Genomic DNA, 20845 nt, shown 5'->3' on the forward strand with positions numbered 1-20845 from the left:
CCTGCCGGTGCCGACCTCGGGGAGTAACCGATGAGCAACAACGACGTCGTGATCACCGGGCTGGGCGCGACCACGCCCCTCGGCGGGGACGTCGCGTCCACCTGGGACGGTCTGCTGACCGGCCGCAGTGGGGTGTCCACCCTGCACGCCGAATGGGTCGAGAAGTTCGACCTGCCGGTGAAGATCGCCGCCCGGCTCGCGGTCGATCCCACCGAGGTGCTGCCCAGGGTGCAGGCCCGCCGGCTGGACCGCAGCGAGCAGGTCGCGGTCATCGCGGCCCGCCAGGCTTGGGCGGATGCCGGGCACAACGAGGACACCGTCGAACCCGAACGGCTCGCCGTCGTGGTCGGCACCGGCATCGGTGGCGCGAACACGCTGCTCGACCAGGACGACCTGCTGGAGACCACCGGCCTGCGCAAGGTGTCGCCGCTGACCGTGCCGATGCTGATGCCGAACGGGCCGGCGGCCCACGTCGGGCTGGAGCTGAAGGCACGGGCCGGGGTGCACGCTCCGGTGTCGGCCTGCGCCTCGGGAGCCGAAGGGCTCGCCTGGGGCTGGCGCATGCTGAAGACCGGCGAGGCCGACGTGGTGGTGGCCGGTGGCGCCGAGGCGTGCATCGCGGCGATCACCATGGCCGGGTTCGCCCAGGCCCGCACGATGAGCACCCGCAACGACGACCCGGAACGCGCTTCGCGGCCGTGGGACGTCAACCGCGACGGGTTCGTGCTCGGCGAGGGCGCCGGGATCATGGTGCTGGAGCGCGAGGAGTTCGCGAAGGCACGCGGGGCCAAGATCTACGGCAGGCTGTCGGGGATCGGCACCAGCGCCGACTCGTACCACATCACCGGGCCCGACCCGGAGGGCACGGGCCAAGCACGGGCGATCACCGCGGCACTGCGGTCGGCCGGGCTGGACCCGAAGGACGTCGACCACGTCAACGCGCACGCGACCTCGACCCCGGCCGGTGACGTCGGGGAGACCGTGGCGGTGCGCAAGGCGATCGGTGAGCACCCGGTGCTGACCGCGCCGAAGGGCGCGCTGGGGCACCTGCTGGGTGCCGCGGGCGCGGTCGAGGCGATCGCCACCGTGCTGTCCATCCGGGACGGGGTCATCCCGCCCACGCTGAACCTGGAGAACCAGGACCCCGGTGTGGTGCAGGAGATCGCTTCGGGTGAGCCGCGCAAGATGGACATCCGGGCCGCGGTCAGCGACTCGTTCGGCTTCGGCGGCCACAACGTGGCGCTGGCCTTCACCCCCGCCTGACCAGCTCGTTTCCGAACGGGGTCGTCGCCGGTCGCCACCGGCGGCGGCCCCGTTTTCGCGTGCGCGGGCCCATGTCACGAATGTGGCTTTCGGGACGTTCAACGTCTCGAAAGCCACATTCGTGACATCGGCGGGTGTCCAGCTGGCTGGGTGCTGGCCTCAGTTGCAGCGTTCGTGCATGGGGGTGGTGCCGGTGGGCACGGTGTCCAGCTTCCAGACGCCGCTCTCCAGCACCATGGGCAGCGCCAGGTGCCACCGGATGCACGGTTCCTGCAGGTCCACCGGGCCGTCCTTGGGGTCCTGCGTGCTGGTGAAGCCGAGCAGCGCCTGCGCCCGGCCGTCCCCGGCCGCCTCGATGCGGTAGACCAGGATGCTGCCGTCGCGTGTGGTGTTGTAGTCGGCTTCCCACTCCACCTTGGACTTCGCCTGCGCGCGTTCCTTGGTCACCGTGGTCTTCCACAGCTCGTAGTTGCGCGCGTTGATCGCGTCGAAGTAGTTCTGCAGCAGGGCGCGCACGCCTTCCGCGTGCGGGTGCGCGGCCGCGTCCGGGGTCATCTCCACCGTGGGCGGGCCCGGCTGCTGCTCCGGCGCCAGCGAGGTCGAGGTGGGCACGGCGATCACCCCCGAGTCCGCGGCGGTGACCTCCGGCTTGCGGTAGATCTCCCTGGCGAGCAGGCCACCGCCGACGGTCAGCGAGACCACCACGATCAGCGCGGGCAGCAGCCAGCGTCCACGGGCGGGAGCGAGGGGCGATGCTGGCACCCCGAAAGGGTATTAACCCGCTACCCCACCTGGTGCAGCCAGGTCACCGGAGCGCCGTCACCGGCGTGCCGGAAGGGCTCGAGCGCCTCGTCCCAAGCCGCGCCGAGCAGCTCGTCGAGCTTGTGCGCCAGCTGCTCACCGGCGCGGCTGCGCGCGACCAGCGAGCGCAGCTGGTCCTCACCGACCACGATGTCGCCGTTGGCGCTGGTCCGGCCGTGCCACAGGCCGATGCCCGGCGCGTAGCAGAACCGCTCGCCGTCGACCCCGGGGCTGGGCTCTTCGACCACCTCGAAGCGCAGCATCGGCCACGCCTTGAGCGCGGACGCCAGCCTCGCGGCCGTGCCCGCCGGTGCGCGCCAAGAGACCTCGGTGCGCAACTGTCCCGCGGCGGCCGGCTGGGCCGTCCACCGCAGGTCTGCTCGGCCACCCAGGGTGCCCGAGATCGCCCACTCGACGTGCGGGCACACCGCAGACGGCGACGAGTGGACGTACACCACGCCACGGGTGTTTCCACGGGTGCTCACTGGTGACCTCCGCTGCTCGACGAGATGCGTCTTCCCCTACGACCTCTCGAACCACGGCGGCCCACTCGTGACGCGCTGCGCACATTGTGCACCTCATCCATGCCTTTTGGCCACATGAACCACAGAAGTCGCAGCGAGATCACCGCACAGGGGTGCCCCGGGCACCGCCGGAGACCCGCTACCGTGTGCTGCGGCAGCAGCACGGCAGACACTGGGGAGGGACCGGCATGCGGCTCGTCCGGCTGGCACAGCAGCCCTCCCGGGTGGCCGACGACATCCGGGCCGCGCTGGCCTCGCTCGGCCGCGGCAACACCGTGGTCGGCGGGGTGGCGCTGATCGGGGTTTCGCCGCCCGGTTTCGCCCAGCCGGTGGACGCCGTGGTCCTGCTCCCGCGTGGTGTGCTCATCGTAGTGGGTGTCGACCTGCCGGACCCGGCGATGCGCCTGGACGCGCCGCTGACCGGCCAGTGGAAGGCCGACGGCTGGCCGCTGGTCGGCACGGACGAGGCGGTCAACCCGGCCACCGACGCGCTGGCCACCTCGGAGAAGATCGCGCGTCACCTGCGCGAGACCGAGCCGTCGACCACCGCGATCGGCACGATCGTGGCGGTCGGCCCGTACGTCGAGCAGGTCGACCAGCCGCCGGCGGACCTGGCTGGCTCGGTCCGGGTGCTCCACCCGACGCCGACCGCGATGCTGGCCGCGGCGGTGTCGCTGGCTTCGGCCACGCAGCCGAGCACGGTCGCGCAGGCGCGGGCGATGCTGGCCGCGCTGGCCGAGAACGCGCCCAAGCTGAGCGACGACGTGCTCACCGCCGAGGGCTTCGCGCCGACGGGCCTGGCCGAGCCGGAGCGGACGGAGCCGGTGGAGAACCCGCTGAGCGCGATCCCGCCGACGGTGCCCGCCGATCACCCGCCGTCGAAGGCCAAGGTGGTGCGCACGGCGCCGCGAACGCCGCCGGTGGCCGTGGCGCACGTGCGCCCGCCGGGACAGGCCGGGCAGCCAGCCGTTCAGGCCGGGCAGGCACCGCAGAAGGCGGCTGCCCAGGCAGCCCAGACACCGCAGAAGGCACCGGGGCAGGCTCAGCAGCTCGCGGCCAGCCAGCCTCCGCAGGCCGGGCAGGCAACACAGGGGGCGGCTGCGCAGGCACCGCAGCTCGCGACCGGCCAGGCGCAGCAGGCCGTGCAGCCGCAGCAGGCCGGGGCCGGGCAGGCACCGCAGACCGCGGCCGGGCAAGCTGTGGCTGGGCAGGCACCGCTGGCTGGAGCTGGGCAGGCGCAGCAGATCGGGGCGGCGCAGCTCCCGCAAGGAGTGACCGGGCAGCCGCAGGCTCAGCTGGCCGGGCAGCGCTCACCGGCGGGTGTCCAAGCAGGACAGCCCGGCCAAGGCGGGCAGCAGCGGGCGGCCGTTCAAGCGCCGCGGCAGCCGGGGGCGTCACCGCAGCCGAAGCAGGTACGCAAACCGCTCAAGCTGCCGAAGCTGGTCAAGGACGGCAAGCCGGTGCGGTGGCTGCCGTACGCCGCCGTCGGCCTGTTGCTGGTGTTGCTCGTCGCGGCGATCTCGGTGGCGGCGAGCCAGGACGGCGGCGAGACCGCCGCCCCGCAGCAGGGCCCGACGCAGACCACCACCGCCGCGCCGACCGGGCAGAACGTCGACGGCATGGGCTTCAACCAGCTGGCCGCCGAGTCCGGCACCCAGTGCACGCCCCACGCCTTCGGCGACACCAAGACGGTGCTGGAGACCACCCCGTGCTCACGCCTGCGCCGCGCCAGTTTCGAGGTGGCGGTGGACGGGCGCCGCGCGGCGGTCACGCTGGCCGCGCTCGACTTCCCCAGCCAGGAGCAGGCCGAGACGTTCAAGCAGTTCGTCGACTTCCCCGGCAACGGCGGCATCACCGACCTCGCCGTGGAGACCGGCAAGTGGCCGGGGCAGCCGCCGACCTTCAGCGGGGCGGCCTACGCCAGCACCGGCGCGCAGACGTCGGTGCTGGTCGCGCAGGCGTGCTGGCTGGACGGGCCGTCCACTTCGGACGATCCCGGCCTCGGCAAGGCGGCCAAGGCCGGGCTGACCATGCCGCTGCCCGGCTGAGCCCGCCTATAGGCCGTACTCCTCCAGCAGCCGCAGCCACACCTCGCTGATCGTCGGATACGCCGGGACGGCGTGCCACAGCCGCCGCAACGGCACCTCCCCCACGATCGCGATGGTCGCCGCGTGCAGCAGTTCGGCGACGTCCGGCCCGGTGAAGGTGACGCCGACGATCACCTCGCGCTCGGTGTCGACGACCATCCGCACCTTGCCCTCGTAGCCGTCCGCGTGCAGCGACGAACCGGCCACCGCGATGTCCATGTCGACCACGCGGTGCGGCTTGCCGTCTTCAGCGGCGGTGAGGCCGACCGACCCCACCTCCGGATCGGTGAAGACCACCTGCGGCACCGCGGTGTGGTCGGCGGTGCTGGCGTAGGCGCTCCACGGCTCCGGCGCGACCCGCTCCCCCTTCGCCCTGGCGGCGATCACGTCGCCGACCGCCCTGGCCTGGTACTTGCCCTGGTGGGTCAGCGGCGCGCGGCCGGTCACGTCGCCGGCGGCGTACAGCCAGCCACCGTCCACACCGGACACCAGCCCGGAGTCGTCGACGGCCAGCGCGGCACCGTCGGTGAGCCCGGCCACGGCGAGCCCGAGGCCGTCGGTGGCGGGCCTGCGGCCGGTGGCGACCAGGAACTCGTCGGCGAGCACCTCACCACCGCCGGTCAGCTCGATCCGGATCTCACCATCCTTTTCGGACACCCGCTCGGCGCCGGAGTTGGCGTGCACGCGGACACCGTCCGCGCGGAGCCCGGCGGCCACCAGGTCACCGGCGAACTCCGGGTACCGCGGCAGCGGGCGCTCGCCGGTGATGATCAGGTCGACCTGCGAGCCGAGCTTCGCGAAGGCCTGCGCCATTTCCACGCCGACCACGCCGCCGCCGAGCACCGCCAGCCTGCCCGGCACCGAACTCGCCGAGGTCGCCTCGCGCGAGCCCCAGGTGCGGACGCCGTCCAGGCCGGGAATGTCCGGGGTTCGTGGCACGCTGCCGGTGCACACCACCACCGCGTGCCGCGCGCGCAGCACCTGGTCGCCGACGGTGACCTCGCGTTCGCCGCTGATCCGCCCGGCGCCGCGCACCGGCACGATGCCCGCGCCTTCGGCCCAGCTGGCCTGCCCGGCATCGTCCCAATGGGACGTGAAGGCGTCGCGGCGGGCGAACACCGCGGCCGGATCGACCCGGTCGCCGACCGGCACGCCCGGCAGCCTGGCCGCCGCGGCGAGCGCGATTCCGGGCCGCAGCAACGCCTTGCTCGGCATGCAGGCCCAGTAGGAGCACTCCCCGCCGAACCGCTCGGACTCCACCAGCGCGGCGGTCAGCCCGCCGCGGACCGCGCGGGCCGCGACGTTCTCACCGACCGGGCCGCCACCGATAACGACGACGTCATAACCGTTGTCTGCCATGGGTGCAGCGCACACCAGGTGGGGCCGTGGCGCAAGTAGGACACTCCACCGTGGCGGGTATCCTCGCTGGCGAGTTCGACAACGAGCACTGGGAGCACTTCGTGGCCAGGAACACCGCGGTCCAACTGCTGGACGACATCACGGGCGAGCCCGCCGAGGAAACGGTGCGGTTCGAGCTGGACGGGGTGACCTACGACATCGACCTGTCCGGGGAGAACGCCGACCGGCTCAGGGAAATCCTCGAGCCGTTCGTGACCAGCGGGCGCCGCACCGGCGGCCGGAAGAAGGTCGTGCGGCGCCGCTCCGGCAAGGCGGCTGGCAAGGCTGGCGCGAAAGCCGCCGCGGTCGCGAAGAAGGCCCCGGCGGAGAAGCCCGCGGCGAAGAAGGCGGCCGTGAAGGCCGAGCCGAAGAAGGCGACCACGAAGAAGGCTCCGGCGAAGAGCGCTGCCACGAAGGCAACCAAGGCGAAGGCTCCGGCGGCGAAGAAGCCTGCTGCCGCCAGGAAGCCCGCGGCCAAGAAGGCGACGCCCGCCGCCAAGACGACGCCCGCCGCCAAGACGACGCCCGCGGCCAAGACGACGTCCGCGAAGGCAACGTCCACCAAGACGGCGGCTGCCAAGGCTCCGGCGAAGAAGGCTCCTCGCAAGGCCCCGGCGGTCACCTTCTCGGCCGCCGAGTGAGCAGTGCTATGAATGTGGCTTTCATCGCACGAACCCCGCAATGAAAGCCACATTCATAGCGTTTTCAGCTCCTCCACGATCTCTCCGACCGAGGTCTTCGCGTCCCCGAAGAGCATGCTGGTTTTGGTGTCGTAGAACAGGTCGTTGTCCACACCCGCGAAACCCGAGCTCATCGAGCGCTTGAGCACGATCACCGAACGGCTCGTGTTCACCTTCAGGATCGGCATGCCGTAGATCGGCGAGCTCGGGTCGGTTTCGGCGGCCGGGTTGACCACGTCGTTCGCGCCGATCACCAGTGCCACGTCGGTCTGCGGGAAGTCCGAGTTGATCTCGTCCATCTCCTTCAGCCGCTCGTACGGCACGTCCGCCTCGGCGAGCAGCACGTTCATGTGCCCCGGCATCCGGCCCGCCACCGGGTGGATCGCGTAGGAGACCTGGATCCCCTTGTCCTCCAACAGGTCCGCCATCTCGCGCACGGCGTGCTGCGCCTGCGCCACGGCCATCCCGTACCCCGGCACCACCACCACGCGCCCCGCGTAGGCCATCTGGATCGCGGTGTCCGCGGCACTGGTCGCGCGCACCGGCCGCTCCGGTCCCGACCGGCCCGAACTGGCCTGCGCCCCGCCGAAACCACCGGCCACGATCGCCGGGATCGACCGGTTCATCGCCTTCGCCATCAGGTTCGTCAGGATCGAACCCGACGCGCCGACGATCATGCCGGCCACGATCAGCGCGGTGTTGTCCAGCGCCAGCCCCATCGCCGCGGCCGACAGCCCGGTCAGCGCGTTCAGCAGCGAGATCACCACCGGCATGTCCGCGCCGCCGATCGGCAGCACCACCATCACGCCGAGCAGCGCGGCCGCCACCAGCAGCCCGGCGATCAGCCAGCCGGACGCGGCACCCGCCGCGATCGCCACCCCGCAGCCGACCGCGGCCAGCAACAACAGCAGGTTCAGCGGCTGCTGCAGCTTCCCCACCGAGACCGGCCGCCCGGTGATCAGCTCCTGCAGCTTGCCGAAGGCGATGTTGGAGCCCCAGAAGGAAACCGAGCCGACCAGCGCGGAGAACAGCGACGCGATCGCCACGTACGCCGGTTCGTGCGCGTAACCGTCGGTGCTGTTGAACTCGACCCACGCGATCAACGCCACCGCACCACCGCCGACGCCGTTGAACAGCGCCACCATCTGCGGCATCGCGGTCATCTTGACCTTGCGCGCGGCGGGCACGCCGACCAGCACGCCCAGCACCACCCCGAGCACGATCAGGCCCCAGTTGCCCATGCCGGGCGTGAGCAGCGTCGCGACCACCGCGAGCACCATGCCCGCGGCGGCGATCCAGTTGCCGCGCACCGCGGTCCGCGGCCCGGTCAGGCCCATCAGGCCGTAGACGAACAGCGAGAACGCGACGATGTAGAGAACCGCGATGAACCCGGTCACGCGTCCTCCTTCTCCGGCGCGGACGCGCGCTTGCCCTTGAACATCGAGAGCATCCGGTCGGTCACCAGGAAACCGCCGACCACGTTGATCGTGCCGAAGGCGATCGCGATCACCAGCAGCACCTTGTTCAGCACGCCGTCCACGCCGAGGCCGAGCACGATCAGCCCGCCCAGCAGCACGATGCCGTGGATCGCGTTGGTGCCCGACATCAGCGGGGTGTGCAGCGTGTTCGGCACCTTCGAGATCACCGCGAAGCCGAGGAAGCCCGCGAGCACCAGGATCGCCAGGTTCTGCAGCATCAGTCCCGTCCCTCCCCCGTGACACACGCTCCGGCGACCACCTCGTCGGAGAAGTCCAGCGCCAGCGCGCCTTCGTCGTTCACCAGCAGGCCGAGCAGTTCGGTGAGGTTGCGCGAATACAGCTCGCTCGCGTGCGCGGGCATGCCGGCGGGCAGGTTCAGCGGCGAGCTGATCGTCACGCCGTGCCGCACCACGTCCTGGCCCGCTTCGGTCAGCTCGCAGTTGCCGCCGGACTCGCCCGCCAGGTCGACGATCACGCCACCGGACGGCATGCCCTCCACGGCTTCGGCGGTGACCAGCACCGGCGCCTGCCGTCCCGGCACCAGCGCGGTGGTGATCACCACGTCGAACCGGGTGATCGCCTCGGTGAGCCGGCGTTGCTGCTCGGCGCGTTCCTCGGCGGTCAGTTCGCGGGCGTAACCGCCTTCGCCGACGGCCTCGATGCCGAGGTCGAGCCACTGCGCGCCCACGGACCGCACCTGCTCGGCGACCTCGGGCCGCACGTCGTAACCGGTGGTCTGCGCGCCGAGCCGCCGCGCGGTGGCCAGCGCCTGCAACCCGGCGACCCCGGCGCCGAGCACCAGCACCTTGGCCGGGGCGACGGTGCCCGCGGCGGTGGTGAGCATCGGGAAGAACCGGGTCAGCCGCTCGGCGGCGAGCAGCACCGCCCGGTACCCGGCGACGCTGCTCTGCGAGGACAGCGCGTCCATCGCCTGCGCGCGGGTGATCCGCGGGATGGACTCCACCGCGAAGGCGGTCACCCCGGCTTCCGCCAGTTCCTTGATCCGCTCCACATTGGACAGTGGAGCGAGGAAGCCGATCAGCACGGTGCCCGGCGCCAGCCTGGTCACCTCGGCCGCGGTCGGCGGCGCGACCTTGAGCACCACGTCCGCCGCCCAGGCGTCACCGATCGAGGCGCCGGCCGCTTCGTAGTCACTGTCGGTGATCAGCGCGCCGTCGCCGGCACCGCTCTCCACGACCACCCGCAGGCCGCGGGCGAGCAATCGCCCGAGTGCCTTCGGCACCAGCGCGACCCGGCGTTCACCAGGAAGCGACTCCTTCACCACGCCGACCGTCACCGGCCCGGATTCGGCCACCACGCGACCTCCTCGACCTTGAGGATGGAACACGAACGAACACAGACTGTGTTATGGATCACTCCAGGTGTATCACACAGCGTCGCCCGGCCGCTCCCGCCGTGCGGAGGTCCTTTGCCAATTCGGTACCCCGAGCACGATCAGCCGCAGCCGCTTTTCGGCCGTTCGCACCACCCGCGCGGTCGCCTCCGGCCCGGTCGCCTCGATCAGCTCCAGCACGGTCGCCTGCATCGCGGTGACGATCAGCTCCGCCATCATGTGCAGGTCCTCGGTGTCCCATTCACGCAGGTACTCGAAGCGCGCCAGGTCGACGGCCAGCTCGCTGGAGAACAGCCGCAGCTCCAGCCCGATCGCCGCGGGCACGGCACCGGTACCGGCGTAGCGCTCGCGCAGCAGGAACCGGAAGTGGTCCTCGTGCTCGCGGACGTGCTCCTCGAGCAGCTGGACCGAGGCGCGGATGACGTCCTGGAAGGCTCGTTTGTCCCGCCGCGCCGCGCGCAGCATGCCGCGCAGCGTCTGCATCGACTCCTCGACCAGCACCACGCCGAGTTCCTCCATCGACGCGAAGTGCCGGTAGAAGGCGGTCGGCACGATCCCGGCGGCCTTGGTGACCTCGCGCAGGCTGAGCGTGGCGAACACGCGGTCCGCCAGCAGGCCCAGCGCGCCGTCGAGCAGCGCGCGGCGGGTCCGCTGCTTGCGCTCGGAGCGGCTGACGGGTTCGGCGGTCACGAGCCTGAGCCTATCCGCCGCCGTCGCGGTATCGCCCACGTCACATCGGGGCGCGTTCACGTTGACATCTCTGCTAGCTGGTCCACACTGTTCAGTGTACATCTGTTCACTGAATGGAGAGGTCCATGGGAAAGCTCGCTTCGGTCGCCGAGGCCCTGCTCACCCCGCACGGCGTGGACCGCTACCTGGAACTCGTCGATCCGATGCTGGTGCGCCGGGAGATCCGGGGCCGCGTGACCGCCGTGCGACGGCAGACACCGAGCACGCTGACGCTGACCATCCGCCCGAGCCGCGCCTGGCGCGGGTTCCAGGCCGGCCAGTACGTGCGCGTCACCGTCACCATCGACGGGGTCCGGCGCACCCGCTGCTACTCCCCCGCCTGCTCGCAGTACCGCGCGGACGGGCAACTCGAACTCACCGTCAAGGCCATCGAAGACGGCCTGGTCTCGGGATATCTGCACCGGCACGCCGAGCCGGGCATGGTGCTCGGACTGTCCGAACCGGACGGCACCTTCGGCCTGCCCGACCCGCGCCCGGACCACGTGCTGCTGATCAGCGGCGGCAGCGGGCTCACCCCGGTGCTGTCCATGCTGCGCACGCTGGCCGACGAGAACCACCCCGGCGAAGTGGCGCTGCTGCACTACGAGAACGAGCCCGCCGACCTGCCCTACCGCGCTGAGCTGGCCGAACTGGTGGCGGGCAGGCCGAACTTCCGGGTCCGCTTCGCCTGCACGATGACCGAGCGCGGCGGCGACCTGCACGGCTTCTTCTCCCGGTCGCACCTGGAGCAGGTGGCGCCGTGGTTCGGCGAGGCCGAGACCTTCCTGTGCGGCCCGGTGCCGCTGATGGACGCGGTGCGCAAGGAGTACGCCGACGAGGGATTGAGTGAACGCCTGCACACCGAGGAGTTCACCCCGCCGGCGCTCGCCGCGGCGGACGGCGACGTCACCGGGCAGGTGCGGTTCACCCGCAGCGGCAAGGAGTTCGCCAACTCCGGCAAGCCGCTGCTCGAGCAGGCCGAGGACGCCGGGCTGCGGCCGGAGCACGGCTGCCGGATGGGCATCTGCTTCTCCTGCACGCAGCTCAAGGCCAGCGGCCCGGTGCGGAACCTGCGCACCGGTGAGGTCTCGGCCGAGGACAACGAAGAAATCCAGCTGTGCATCTCCGCCCCCTGCGGGGACGTCGAGATCAACGCCTGAACCGAAAGGACTTCACCGATGACCGGGTTGCAGGACCGGCTCACCCCCGAGCAGGTCGAGGAGTTCGGCCGCGAACTGGACGAGTTGCGCCAGCGCATCGTGGCCGACCTCGGCCAGGAGGACGTCGACTACATCCAGAAGCTGATCAAGACCCAGCGCGGGCTCGAGGTGGCCGGGCGCGGGCTGCTGTTCGCCGGGTTCTTCCCGCCCGCGTGGTTCGCCGGGGTCGGCGCGCTTTCGCTGGCGAAGATCCTGGACAACATGGAGATCGGGCACAACGTCATGCACGGCCAGTACGACTGGACCCGTGACCCGGCGCTGAGCTCGCAGAACTTCGAGTGGGACACGGTGGCGCCGTCGGACAACTGGCGGCACTCGCACAACTACATCCACCACACCTACACCAACATCCTCGACAAGGACCGCGACATCGGTTACGGGATCCTGCGCATGGACCCGGACCAGAAGTGGCACCCGTACTACCTGGGCAACCCGGTCTACGCCACGCTGCTCGCGTTGTTCTTCCAGTGGGGCGTGATGCTGCACGATCTCGAGGTGGACCGGGTGGTCAAGGGCGAGCGCAAGTGGTCGGAGTTCAAGGAGGTCCGCGCCAAGATCGTGCGCAAGGCCGCGCGGCAGTTCGGCAAGGACTACGTGCTCTTCCCGCTGCTGACCGGGCCGATGGCGCCGCTGACCCTGCTGGGCAACGCCAGCGCGAACCTGGTCCGGAACCTGTGGGCGTTCTCGATCATCTTCTGCGGGCACTTCCCGGCCGACGTGGAGAGCTTCACCGAGGCCGAAACCGAGGAGGAGAACCGCGGTCAGTGGTACCTGCGGCAGATCCTCGGCTCGGCGAACATCAGCGGCGGGAAGCTGTTCCACATCCTGTCCGGCAACCTCTCGCACCAGATCGAGCACCACCTGTTCCCGGACCTCCCGGCGCGGCGGTACCCGCAGATCGCGCCCGAGGTGCGCGCGATCTGCCGGAAGTACGGGCTGCCGTACCACACCGGCCCGCTGCACAAGCAGCTGTTCTCGGTGGCGCGCAAGATCGTCAAGCTGGCCCTGCCGGACAGGCGGCAACCGGAGCCGGAGCCCCGTACCGTGGTCGGTGACCGGCAACCAGCGGCGGCTTGAGGCAGGACGACAACCATGGTGGGTCAGTTCGAAAGCGGCAAGGACACCGTGCAGGAGCTCACGGAGTCGGCCGCCACCCATATCGGCAACATCGCGACCATCATCACCGGCGCGGTGCGAGACATCGCCAGGGAGACCGGCGACTGGCTCACGGACGTGATCGAGATGCGCGAGGCGGCGTTGCGCGCCCGCGAGGACGAAGAGCTGGAGAAGTAGTTCGGGGGATAACCCGGTAGGCGGCCCGGCACCGGAGGGGGCAGGCTGATCCCGTGCACAACGCGGGTGTCGACCTCCTCCGGCGCTGGGTCGCCGAGCCGTTGCGGGGGCGGTTCTGGGCCGAGCTCGGCTGGGTGCTGCTCGGCCTGCCGCTGGCCCTGCTCAGCCTGGTCGGCGTGGTGCTCGTGCTGGTACCGGGCATCGCGCTGAGCCCGCTGCTGATCGGGCTGCCGATGGTGGCGGGCGCGTTGCTCGGCGCTCGTGCGGTCGGCTCCCCGCACCGACGGCTGGCCGCCAAGCTGCTCGGCGTCCAGGTCCCCGGGCCGGTGAGCAAGCCCGGCACGTTCCGCGCGTACCTCACCGACGGGCCCGGCTGGCGCGCGTTCGCCTACCTGGTGCTGCGGGTGCCGCTGGCGGCGGTCAACCTGCTGGTGGCCACCGTGCTGACGCTGTACGGACTGGGCACGCTGACCTACCCGTTCTGGTGGCTGGTGCTCGACGGGCAGCCGCTGCCGGTGTTCGACATCGGTTCGGCCGGGCTGCTGCCGTCGATCCCGCTCGCGCTGGTCGCGGCGGTGCTGCTGCTGACCACCCCGGCCCTGCTGCACCTGCTGCTGGGCCTGGACCGGCTGCTGGTGCGCGCGCTGCTGGGCCCGACCACGCTCTCCGAACGGGTGCGGGACCTGGAGGAGAGCCGGGCCGCCGCGGTGGAGACCGCCGACGTGAAGCTGCGGCGCATCGAGCGCGACCTGCACGACGGCGCGCAGGCGCAGCTGGTCGCGCTGGCGATGAAGCTCGGGGTCGCCAAGGACGAGCTGGCAGCCGCCGAGGTGGACCTCGACCGGTTGCGCGCGTTGATCTCCGCCGCGCACACCGGCGCGAAGGACGCGCTCACCGAACTGCGTGACCTGGCACGCGGCATCCACCCCGCCGCGCTGGACGCCGGACTGGAGGTCGCACTGTCCACTTTGGCCGCGCGCAGCGAGGCCGAGGTGAAGGTGCTGGTGTCGCTGCCGACGCGCCCGCCAGCCGCGATCGAGTCCATCCTGTACTTCAGCGCGGCGGAACTGCTGACCAACGCGATCAAGCACGGCGGGGTGAGCCGCGCCGAACTGCAGTTGTTCGAGCTGGATTCGATGCTGCGGCTCTACGTTTCCGACCGCGGCCGCGGCGGCGCGCGGATGCACCCGGCGGGCGGGCTGGCCGGGCTGGCCGAGCGGCTGCGCGCGGTGGACGGCTACCTGTCGATCGACAGCCCACCGGGCGGGCCTACCGTGGTGGCCGTGGAGATCCCGGTCTGAGGGGGCGCTGGTGCGGGTAGTGATCGCGGAGGATTCCACCATTCTGCGCGCGGGCCTGGTCGAACTGCTCACCCTGCGCGGGCACGAGGTCGCCGCCGCGGTGAAGGACGCGGACGCGCTGCGGGCGGCGGTCGCCGAACACCGGCCGGATGTGTCCATTGTGGACATCAGGATGCCGCCGTCGTTCACCGACGAGGGCCTGCGCGCGGCGATCGCGTTGCGAGCGGTGAACCCCGGCGAGCCGATCCTGCTGTTCTCCCAGTACATCGAGACCAGGTACGCGGCGGAACTGCTGGCCGATCGCGCCGGCGGGGTCGGTTACCTGCTCAAGGACCGCGTCGCCGAGGTGTCCGACTTCCTGGCCGCGCTGACCAGGGTGGCCGCCGGCGAGACCGTGCTCGACCCCGAGGTGGTCACCCAGCTGCTGGGCGCCACCAGGAAAACCGGCGCGCTGGCCGCGTTGACCCCGCGTGAGCGGGAGGTGCTGGAGCTGATGGCGCAGGGCCGGTCGAACGCGGCCATCGCGAGCACGCTGTTCCTCTCGCCCGGTTCCGTGGAGAAGTACGTGACCAGCCTGTTCGGCAAGCTGGGCCTGGCCCCGTCGGACGGGGACAACCGCCGGGTGCTCGCCGTGCTGCGGTACTTGGAGAGCTGAGGTTACCGTGGAATTCATGCATTCCACGGAGATCGAGGTCCGCACCGGCGACACCGCCGTGGTGCACGACCTGACCAAACAGGCCGAGGCGTTCCTGGCCGAGCACGGCGCGGAGGACGGCCTGCTGCACGTGTGGGTGCCGCACGCCACCTCCGGGCTGGCGATCCTGGAGACCGGCGCCGGCAGCGACGACGACCTGCTCGCCGCCATCGACGACCTGCTCCCCCGCGACAACCGCTGGCGGCACCAGCACGGCACCCGTGGGCACGGCCGCGACCACGTGCTGCCCGCGCTGCTGCCGCCGTACGCCACGGTGCCAGTGCTGGGCGGGGTGATGGCGCTGGGCACCTGGCAGTCGGTCTGCCTAGTGGACACCAACGTGGACAACCCGGTCCGGCGTGTCCGCTTCAGCTTCCTCGCCGGCTGAGCCCGACCGGGCCGGCCACAGCAGCACGACCAGCCCCACCGCCAGCAGCCCGCCGAGCACCCAGACCCCGTTCGCCACGTCCGGCGCGCCGGGCGTGCCCTGCAGCAGGCTGCGCAGGCCCTCGGTGGAGAACCGGAACGGCGTCCACGACCAGAGCAGCCAGCGGTACCACTCGTGCAGCAGTTCCGGCACCTGCCCGGCGACCGCGGGCGCGAGCAGGTACAGCGGGCCGAGCACGGCCATCGCCCGCACGCCGAGCAGCCGCAGCAGCCCGGTCTGCAGCGCGGCGAACGCGCCCGTGGTGAGCAGCAGGAAGCCGAGCACGTCCCAGCCCATCGGCAGCGACGAGTCCCACAGCTTCGCGAAACCGGCGAGCACCGCGGTGACCAGCACGCTGGTGGTCGCCACCTGCGTCAGCCGCGCGCCGGTGCCCGGCCGGTACTTCCGCCGCGCCGACACCAGCGCCAGCACCGCCCCGCCGACGAGGCAGCCGACCCAGGCCAGTGCGCTGAGCGCCAGCGGCGCGGTCCGCCCGGCGACGCTCGCCGGGTGCACGGTCTGCACCTGCGCCGGTCCGGCCGCCTGCGCGATCGCGGTGAGCGCCTGCTGCGCGAGCTGCGTCCCGGCCGGGTTCACCGCGCCGGAGACCACCACCACCGGCGGCTGCCCCAGCTCGAGCACGCCGTAGACCGCCTTGTCCTCGAGCAGCCGCCGCCCCTCTTCGGCGGTGGTGATCCGCCAGTCCAGCTGACCACCGCCCTGCGCGGCGATCCGCTCCGCCATCGCGCGCGGCGGGCCGTCCGGCGCGGCCACCGCCACCGGCAGCCGGTCCGGCGCGACGGTCGCCTGCGCGCCGAAGGTCAGGAAGCCGAGCACCACGGCGACCACCGCACCGGCCAGCGCGGCGGCCACCGGCCACATCCGGTTGGCCATGTCTCCTCCAGTTTTCATCGTGTGTTGAATTCTGCTCGCCAGGGTGCACCCCGCGGCGACGGAAGTCAACACGCGTTGAAAACTTGCCCCGGTACCGTCGGCCGGGTGAACTCCACTCCACCCCGGCTGGTGCTCTGGGACATCGACCTGACCCTGGTCGACCTGCGTGGCCTCGGTGGCCGCTGGTACACCGAGGCGCTGCCCGCGGTGACCGGGACCACCCTGCGCGAATTGCCCTCGTTCCCCGGCCGCACCGAGCGCGCGATCACCACGGACATCCTGACCAAGCACGACGTCGAGCCGACCGACGAGCTGATCCAGCGCATGTGGCGCGAACTGGTGCGGCTGTCCGAACGCGGCCGGGCCACCCTCGCCGAGTTCGGCCACGCGCTGCCCGGCGCCGCGCTCGCACTGTCCACTTTGGCCGGTCAGGGGGTGGTGCAGTCACTGGTCACCGGGAACCTGCCGGAGATCGCGCTGCACAAGCTGGCCGCATTCGACCTGCACGGGCACCTCGACCTGGAGATCGGCGGCTACGGCACGCTGTCCGCGCACCGCCCGGACCTGGTCGCGCACGCCATCAGGCTGGCTTCGGAGAAGCACGGGCGGCCGTTCGCACCGGAGGCGGTGGCGGTGGTCGGCGACACCCCGCACGACGTCACCGCGGCGCTGGCGCACGGCACGATCGCGGTCGGCGTCGCCACCGGGAAGCACTCGGCCGAAGAACTCGCCGACGCGGGCGCGCACCACGTCCTCACCGACCTGTCGGACACCGAGACCGTGGTCCGCGCCCTGGCCGGCTGACGGTCAGGGCGTCGGGCTGGCGGGCACCGTGGTGCGCTGCGACGCCGGCACCCCGCGATAGCTGCGCAGGATGCGCTCGACCTCGTCCTTCGTGGTGAAGTCCGGCGCGGTCTGGTCGGCGTAGACGGTCAGCAGCACGGTGCCCGGTTTTGCCTCGTCCGCCGAACCGGTCGCGATCACGCCGACCACCGCCTTCTTCGACAGGCAGGGGTGCCCGCCGGTGGTGGTCACCTCGACCATCCGCAGCGTGGCCGGGCGGTTTTTGCCGTCACCAAAGGAGATTTCGGTTGTTTCGGGGGCGCCGACGCTCAGCTGCGGTGGCGGGCCGTCCCAGGTGTAGGCGCGGTTCGCCACCTGGGTCGCGAACTGCTCGGCGGCCACCGCCGGATCGGTCTGCGCATCCGTTTTCACCCCGGCACCGGCCAGCCGCGCGCTGTCGTCCGACGGGCAGAAACCATCACCGTAGAAGGCACTTGTCGACATGACGACCTTCGGCTGGCCTTCGCCCTCCCAGCCGTGGACCGTGCCCGGCTCCGGAGTCCAGCGCGCGGGCACGTCGTAGGCGTAGGTGCCGTCGCGGCCCGCGACCGACTGCCAGCCGTCGACCACCGGCGGCACCACCACCTTCGGCGGCGGTGGCGCCGGGGTCCACGTGCTCGGCGGCGGGGTGTACTCGGTTTCTTCGCCCTGCTGGCTGAGGTAGACCCCCGCGCCGACCATGATCACCGCGAAGAATCCGTACATCGCCCCGCGCGACCCGCGCTGGCTCACTTGGTGACGAGCTGCTTCAGGTGCTCGACCACGGCGTCCACGGCCACCTCGGCGCGCTCGCCGGAAAGCCGGTCCTTCACCTCGACGACCCCGTTGGCCAGGCCGCGCCCGACCACCAGGATGGTCGGCACACCGACCAGCTCGGCGTCGGCGAACTTCACGCCCGGCGTCGCCTTGCGGTCGTCGAGCAGCACGCGCAGGCCCGCCGCGTCGAGTTCGGCCGACAGCTTCTCGGCCCCGGCGGCGACGGCCTCGTCCTTGCCCGCGATGACCACGTGCACGTCCGCGGGCGCGACCGCACGCGGCCAGACCAGGCCCAGCTCGTCGTGGTGCTGCTCGGCGATCACCGCGACCAGGCGCGAGACGCCGATGCCGTAGGAGCCCATGGTGATGCGCACCGGCTTCGAGTCGGCGCCCAGCGCGTCCAGCTCGAAGGTGTCCGCGTACTTGCGGCCCAGCTGGAAGATGTGCCCGATCTCGATGCCGCGCGCGGCGACCAGCGTGCCGTGGCCGTCGGGCGAGGCGTCACCCTCGCGGACCTCGGCCGCCTCGATGGTGCCGTCGGGCGTGAAGTCGCGCCCGGCCACCAAGTCCACCACGTGGTGGTCGGCCTGGTCGGCGCCGGTCACCCAGGCGGTGCCGGTGACCACGCGGGGGTCGACCAGGTAGCGGACCTTGTTGTCCTGCAGCGCCTTCGGCCCGATGTAGCCCTTGACCAGGAAGGGGTTCGCGGCGAAGTCGGCCTCTTCGAGCAGGGCGACCTCGGCGGGTTCGACCGACGCCTCCAGGCGCTTCATGTCGACCTCGCGGTCACCCGGGATGCCGACCGCCAGCAGCTGCCACTCCTTGGCGCCGGGCTCGCGGGTCTTCACCAGCACGTTCTTCAGCGTGTCCGCGGCGGTGAACTGCCTGCCGAGATCCGCCTGGTTGAGGAAGTCGACCAGGGTCTCGATGGTCGGCGTGTTGGGTGTGTGGTGCACCTGCGCGGCGGGCTTGTCCTCGATGGACTGCGCGGGGGGCGGGGGCGTGACCACGGCTTCGACGTTGGCCGCGTAGTCCGACTCGGTGCTCCGGACGTAGGTGTCCTCACCGCTGGGCGCGACCGCGAGGAACTCCTCGGACGCCGAACCGCCCATCGCACCGGAGGTCGCGGCGACCACGACGTACTCCAGGCCGAGGCGGTCGAAGATCTTCTGGTAGGCCGCGCGGTGCGCCTGGTACGAGCGCTCGAGACCGGCGTCGTCGAGGTCGAAGGAGTAGGAATCCTTCATCACGAACTCGCGGCCGCGCAGGATGCCCGCGCGGGGACGCGCTTCGTCGCGGTACTTGGTCTGGATCTGGTACAGCGTGACCGGGTAGTCCTTGTACGAGCTGTACTCGCCCTTCACCGTCAGCGTGAACAGTTCCTCGTGGGTGGGGCCGAGCAGGTAGTCGGCACCGCGGCGGTCCTTGAGGCGGAACAGGCTGTCGCCGTACTCGGCCCAGCGGTTCGTCGCCTCGTAGGGTTCCTTGGGCAGCAGCGCGGGGAACTGGATCTCCTGCCCGCCCATGGCGTCCATCTCTTCGCGGACGATCGCCTCGATGCGCCGCAGCACCCGGATGCCGAGCGGCAGCCAGGAGTAACCACCCGGGGCGACCCGGCGGACGTAGCCGGCGCGCAGCAGCAGGCGGTGGCTGGGCACTTCGGCGTCCGCCGGATCCTCGCGCAGGGTGCGGAGGAACAACGACGACATCCTGGTGATCACTTCGGCTCCTTGGCGGGCTTGGACGTGTCAGCGCAGGATAGTCAACCCGCTCCGAACAGCTCCAACGGGTTAAATTGTCGGTGGGGCCGCCTACCTTGCCCCCATGACTGTTCAGCTGGGCGCGGTGACCATCGACTGCGCCGATCCGAAGAAGCTCGCCGGGTTCTGGACCGAGGCGCTGGGGGTCGAGGTGGTGGTGGACCACGGTGACTTCCTGATGCTCGCCCCCGTTTCGCCGGACGGGGTGATGATCAGCCTGCAGCGCGCCGAGGAGCGCCAGCCGGGGAAGAACCGCCTGCACATGGACCTGCGCACGGAAGAGCGCGAGGAGGAGGTGAAGCGTCTGGTCGGCTTGGGGGCCGAGAAGATCGAGGAGCACCGGGTGCCGGGCATCGCGTGGACGGTGCTGGCCGATCCCGAGGGCAACCGGTTCTGCGTGGGCACCGCGGAGCCGTAAGCCAGAATCGGGGCATGACCGCGCGTGTGCTGGTGCCCTGGGCCGATGTCGGTGAGCTGCCCGCCGGGCTGCGGGTGGAGGTCTACGACGGGGTGTCGGCGCCACCGGCCGACCTGTCCGGCGTGGAGTTCTACGTGCTGCCCTACGACCGGGGGATCGAGCCGGTCCGGCTGATGTCGCGGATGCCCGCGCTGCGCGCGGTGCAGACGCTGTCGGCCGGGGTGGACACGATCCTGCCGTTCCTGCCGGCCGGGGTGTCGCTGGCGAACGGCCAGGGCCTGCACGACCTGAGCGTGGCCGAGCACGCGCTGGCGCTGGTGCTGGCCGCGCAACGGGACCTGCCGCGCTGGTTCCGGCAGCAGGGCGAGGGCTCGTGGGCGCGCGAGCACACGCGGTCGCTGGCGGACAGCCGGGTGCTGCTGCTGGGGTACGGCTCGATCGGCCGGGCGATCGAGCGGTTCCTGCACGCGGCGGAGGCGACCGTGGTGCCGGTGGCGCGGCGGGCGCGGCCGGGGGTGCACGGGGTGGACGAATTGGCGGCGCTGCTGCCGTCGGCGGACATCCTGATCTCCGTGCTGCCCGGTTCGGAGAGCACCCGCGGGCTGATCGGCACGCGGGAACTCGCCCTCCTGCCGGACGACGCACTGGTGGTCAACGTCGGCCGCGGGTCCACCATGGACACCGCGGCCCTCACCACCGAAACCCGCACCGGCCGCCTACGGGCGGCGCTGGACGTGGTGGACCCGGAACCGCTGCCGGCTGGCCATCCACTGTGGACGACTCCGGGCGTGGTCATCACCCCGCACGTGGCGGGTGGTTCCGCTTCGTTCTATCCGCGGGCGAAGAAACTGGTCGCCGCGCAACTCCACCGCTTCGCGGCGGGGGAGCCACTCGCCCACCTCGTCACCTGACCGGTACGGGCGGG

22 protein-coding genes are annotated in these 20845 nt (G+C 71.5%); 12 read left to right on the forward strand and 10 right to left on the reverse strand.

Going from position 1 to position 20845, the window contains the following annotated elements; genetic code table 11:
* Window positions 1-30: 30 nt before the first annotated feature.
* Complete coding sequence (locus tag A4R43_RS18255) at window positions 31-1263, forward strand: beta-ketoacyl-[acyl-carrier-protein] synthase family protein (RefSeq protein WP_113693433.1); 1233 nt, start codon at window positions 31-33, stop codon at window positions 1261-1263.
* Between the two features lie 159 nt (window positions 1264-1422).
* Here the strand turns inward: A4R43_RS18255 and A4R43_RS18260 are convergent, their stop codons facing one another.
* Entirely contained in the window at window positions 1423-2025 is a 603-nt protein-coding gene (locus tag A4R43_RS18260; RefSeq protein WP_236809105.1) for a hypothetical protein, read from the reverse strand.
* Window positions 2026-2045: 20 nt separating this feature from the next.
* The gene (locus A4R43_RS18265) at window positions 2046-2549 is read right to left on the reverse strand and encodes a DUF3145 domain-containing protein (protein WP_113693434.1); all 504 of its coding nucleotides are present in this window, start codon (window positions 2547-2549) and stop codon (window positions 2046-2048) included.
* Between the two features lie 227 nt (window positions 2550-2776).
* On the opposite strand from A4R43_RS18265, the gene A4R43_RS18270 reads away from it, so the two are divergent.
* Window positions 2777-4636, forward strand: a complete 1860-nt coding sequence (locus tag A4R43_RS18270; protein ID WP_113693435.1) for a hypothetical protein — start codon at window positions 2777-2779, stop codon at window positions 4634-4636.
* A 6-nt stretch (window positions 4637-4642) separates the two neighbouring features.
* Here the strand turns inward: A4R43_RS18270 and A4R43_RS18275 are convergent, their stop codons facing one another.
* The gene (locus tag A4R43_RS18275) at window positions 4643-6034 is read right to left on the reverse strand and encodes a dihydrolipoyl dehydrogenase family protein (protein WP_113693436.1); all 1392 of its coding nucleotides are present in this window, start codon (window positions 6032-6034) and stop codon (window positions 4643-4645) included.
* Between the two features lie 50 nt (window positions 6035-6084).
* Here A4R43_RS18275 and A4R43_RS18280 point away from each other — a divergent pair, with 50 nt between their 5' ends.
* Entirely contained in the window at window positions 6085-6714 is a 630-nt protein-coding gene (locus tag A4R43_RS18280) for a histone-like nucleoid-structuring protein Lsr2 (RefSeq protein WP_236809106.1), read from the forward strand.
* A 53-nt stretch (window positions 6715-6767) separates the two neighbouring features.
* Here A4R43_RS18280 and A4R43_RS18285 read toward each other — a convergent pair whose 3' ends face one another.
* The 4 genes from A4R43_RS18285 to A4R43_RS18300 all read right to left on the reverse strand — a co-directional run bounded on the left by A4R43_RS18285 (window position 6768) and on the right by A4R43_RS18300 (window position 10275).
* Complete coding sequence (locus tag A4R43_RS18285; RefSeq protein ID WP_113693437.1) at window positions 6768-8150, reverse strand: NAD(P)(+) transhydrogenase (Re/Si-specific) subunit beta; 1383 nt, start codon at window positions 8148-8150, stop codon at window positions 6768-6770.
* The gene (locus tag A4R43_RS18290) at window positions 8147-8449 is read right to left on the reverse strand and encodes an NAD(P) transhydrogenase subunit alpha part 2 (RefSeq protein WP_113693438.1); all 303 of its coding nucleotides are present in this window, start codon (window positions 8447-8449) and stop codon (window positions 8147-8149) included. Before A4R43_RS18290 ends, A4R43_RS18285 begins: the two co-directional genes overlap by 4 nt.
* A complete protein-coding gene (locus A4R43_RS18295; RefSeq protein WP_113693439.1) occupies window positions 8449-9549 on the reverse strand; it encodes a Re/Si-specific NAD(P)(+) transhydrogenase subunit alpha in 1101 nt (366 codons plus the stop codon). The genes A4R43_RS18290 and A4R43_RS18295 overlap by 1 nt, the downstream gene beginning before the upstream one ends.
* Before the next feature lie 69 nt (window positions 9550-9618).
* Complete coding sequence (locus A4R43_RS18300) at window positions 9619-10275, reverse strand: TetR family transcriptional regulator (protein WP_236809107.1); 657 nt, start codon at window positions 10273-10275, stop codon at window positions 9619-9621.
* A 125-nt stretch (window positions 10276-10400) separates the two neighbouring features.
* Between A4R43_RS18300 and A4R43_RS18305 the strand changes: the two genes are divergently transcribed.
* The 6 genes from A4R43_RS18305 to A4R43_RS18330 are packed head-to-tail and all read left to right on the forward strand — an operon-like array spanning window position 10401 to window position 15210.
* The gene (locus A4R43_RS18305) at window positions 10401-11474 is read left to right on the forward strand and encodes a ferredoxin reductase (protein ID WP_113693441.1); all 1074 of its coding nucleotides are present in this window, start codon (window positions 10401-10403) and stop codon (window positions 11472-11474) included.
* A gap of 18 nt (window positions 11475-11492) precedes the next feature.
* A complete protein-coding gene (locus A4R43_RS18310; protein ID WP_113693442.1) occupies window positions 11493-12611 on the forward strand; it encodes a fatty acid desaturase family protein in 1119 nt (372 codons plus the stop codon).
* A 15-nt stretch (window positions 12612-12626) separates the two neighbouring features.
* On the forward strand, window positions 12627-12827 hold the full coding sequence (locus tag A4R43_RS18315; RefSeq protein ID WP_113693443.1) for a hypothetical protein: 201 nt from the start codon (window positions 12627-12629) through the stop codon (window positions 12825-12827).
* Window positions 12828-12880: 53 nt separating this feature from the next.
* Window positions 12881-14128 (forward strand): sensor histidine kinase, encoded by a 1248-nt coding sequence (locus A4R43_RS18320; protein WP_236809108.1) that lies wholly within the window; start codon window positions 12881-12883, stop codon window positions 14126-14128.
* 10 nt (window positions 14129-14138) lie between these two features.
* Window positions 14139-14783, forward strand: a complete 645-nt coding sequence (locus A4R43_RS18325; RefSeq protein ID WP_113693444.1) for a response regulator transcription factor — start codon at window positions 14139-14141, stop codon at window positions 14781-14783.
* A gap of 16 nt (window positions 14784-14799) precedes the next feature.
* Entirely contained in the window at window positions 14800-15210 is a 411-nt protein-coding gene (locus A4R43_RS18330; RefSeq protein ID WP_113697705.1) for a secondary thiamine-phosphate synthase enzyme YjbQ, read from the forward strand.
* Here the strand turns inward: A4R43_RS18330 and A4R43_RS18335 are convergent.
* Window positions 15148-16143 (reverse strand): YhgE/Pip domain-containing protein, encoded by a 996-nt coding sequence (locus A4R43_RS18335; protein WP_113693445.1) that lies wholly within the window; start codon window positions 16141-16143, stop codon window positions 15148-15150. The genes A4R43_RS18330 and A4R43_RS18335 overlap by 63 nt on opposite strands.
* Before the next feature lie 105 nt (window positions 16144-16248).
* Here A4R43_RS18335 and A4R43_RS18340 point away from each other — a divergent pair, with 105 nt between their 5' ends.
* A complete protein-coding gene (locus A4R43_RS18340; RefSeq protein ID WP_236809109.1) occupies window positions 16249-16947 on the forward strand; it encodes an HAD family hydrolase in 699 nt (232 codons plus the stop codon).
* Window positions 16948-16950: 3 nt separating this feature from the next.
* Here A4R43_RS18340 and A4R43_RS18345 read toward each other — a convergent pair whose 3' ends face one another.
* Both A4R43_RS18345 and A4R43_RS18350 read right to left on the reverse strand, forming a co-directional pair.
* Complete coding sequence (locus A4R43_RS18345) at window positions 16951-17718, reverse strand: DUF8017 domain-containing protein (RefSeq protein ID WP_162788510.1); 768 nt, start codon at window positions 17716-17718, stop codon at window positions 16951-16953.
* On the reverse strand, window positions 17715-19463 hold the full coding sequence (locus tag A4R43_RS18350; protein ID WP_113693447.1) for a proline--tRNA ligase: 1749 nt from the start codon (window positions 19461-19463) through the stop codon (window positions 17715-17717). The genes A4R43_RS18345 and A4R43_RS18350 overlap by 4 nt, the downstream gene beginning before the upstream one ends.
* Before the next feature lie 103 nt (window positions 19464-19566).
* Between A4R43_RS18350 and A4R43_RS18355 the strand changes: the two genes are divergently transcribed.
* Complete coding sequence (locus A4R43_RS18355; RefSeq protein WP_113693448.1) at window positions 19567-19920, forward strand: VOC family protein; 354 nt, start codon at window positions 19567-19569, stop codon at window positions 19918-19920.
* Window positions 19921-19934: 14 nt separating this feature from the next.
* On the forward strand, window positions 19935-20831 hold the full coding sequence (locus A4R43_RS18360) for a 2-hydroxyacid dehydrogenase (RefSeq protein ID WP_113693449.1): 897 nt from the start codon (window positions 19935-19937) through the stop codon (window positions 20829-20831).
* The last annotated feature ends 14 nt before the right edge of the window (window positions 20832-20845 follow it).

It is taken from the genome of Amycolatopsis albispora (assembly GCF_003312875.1).
Lineage (GTDB): Bacteria > Actinomycetota > Actinomycetes > Mycobacteriales > Pseudonocardiaceae > Amycolatopsis > Amycolatopsis albispora.

What these genes read in the sequence shown, in the direction of transcription:
- A4R43_RS18315 (WP_113693443.1), top strand. Translation starts at nt 12,627, where the DNA reads ATGGTGGGTCAGTTCGAAAGCGGCAAGGACACCGTGCAGGAGCTCACG.
- A4R43_RS18360 (WP_113693449.1), top strand. Translation starts at nt 19,935, where the DNA reads ATGACCGCGCGTGTGCTGGTGCCCTGGGCCGATGTCGGTGAGCTGCCC.
- A4R43_RS18305 (WP_113693441.1), top strand. Translation starts at nt 10,401, where the DNA reads ATGGGAAAGCTCGCTTCGGTCGCCGAGGCCCTGCTCACCCCGCACGGC.
- A4R43_RS18330 (WP_113697705.1), top strand. Translation starts at nt 14,800, where the DNA reads ATGCATTCCACGGAGATCGAGGTCCGCACCGGCGACACCGCCGTGGTG.
- A4R43_RS18290 (WP_113693438.1), bottom strand. Translation starts at nt 8,449, where the DNA reads ATGCTGCAGAACCTGGCGATCCTGGTGCTCGCGGGCTTCCTCGGCTTC.
- A4R43_RS18275 (WP_113693436.1), bottom strand. Translation starts at nt 6,034, where the DNA reads ATGGCAGACAACGGTTATGACGTCGTCGTTATCGGTGGCGGCCCGGTC.
- A4R43_RS18270 (WP_113693435.1), top strand. Translation starts at nt 2,777, where the DNA reads ATGCGGCTCGTCCGGCTGGCACAGCAGCCCTCCCGGGTGGCCGACGAC.
- A4R43_RS18355 (WP_113693448.1), top strand. Translation starts at nt 19,567, where the DNA reads ATGACTGTTCAGCTGGGCGCGGTGACCATCGACTGCGCCGATCCGAAG.
- A4R43_RS18255 (WP_113693433.1), top strand. Translation starts at nt 31, where the DNA reads ATGAGCAACAACGACGTCGTGATCACCGGGCTGGGCGCGACCACGCCC.
- A4R43_RS18335 (WP_113693445.1), bottom strand. Translation starts at nt 16,143, where the DNA reads ATGGCCAACCGGATGTGGCCGGTGGCCGCCGCGCTGGCCGGTGCGGTG.
- A4R43_RS18310 (WP_113693442.1), top strand. Translation starts at nt 11,493, where the DNA reads ATGACCGGGTTGCAGGACCGGCTCACCCCCGAGCAGGTCGAGGAGTTC.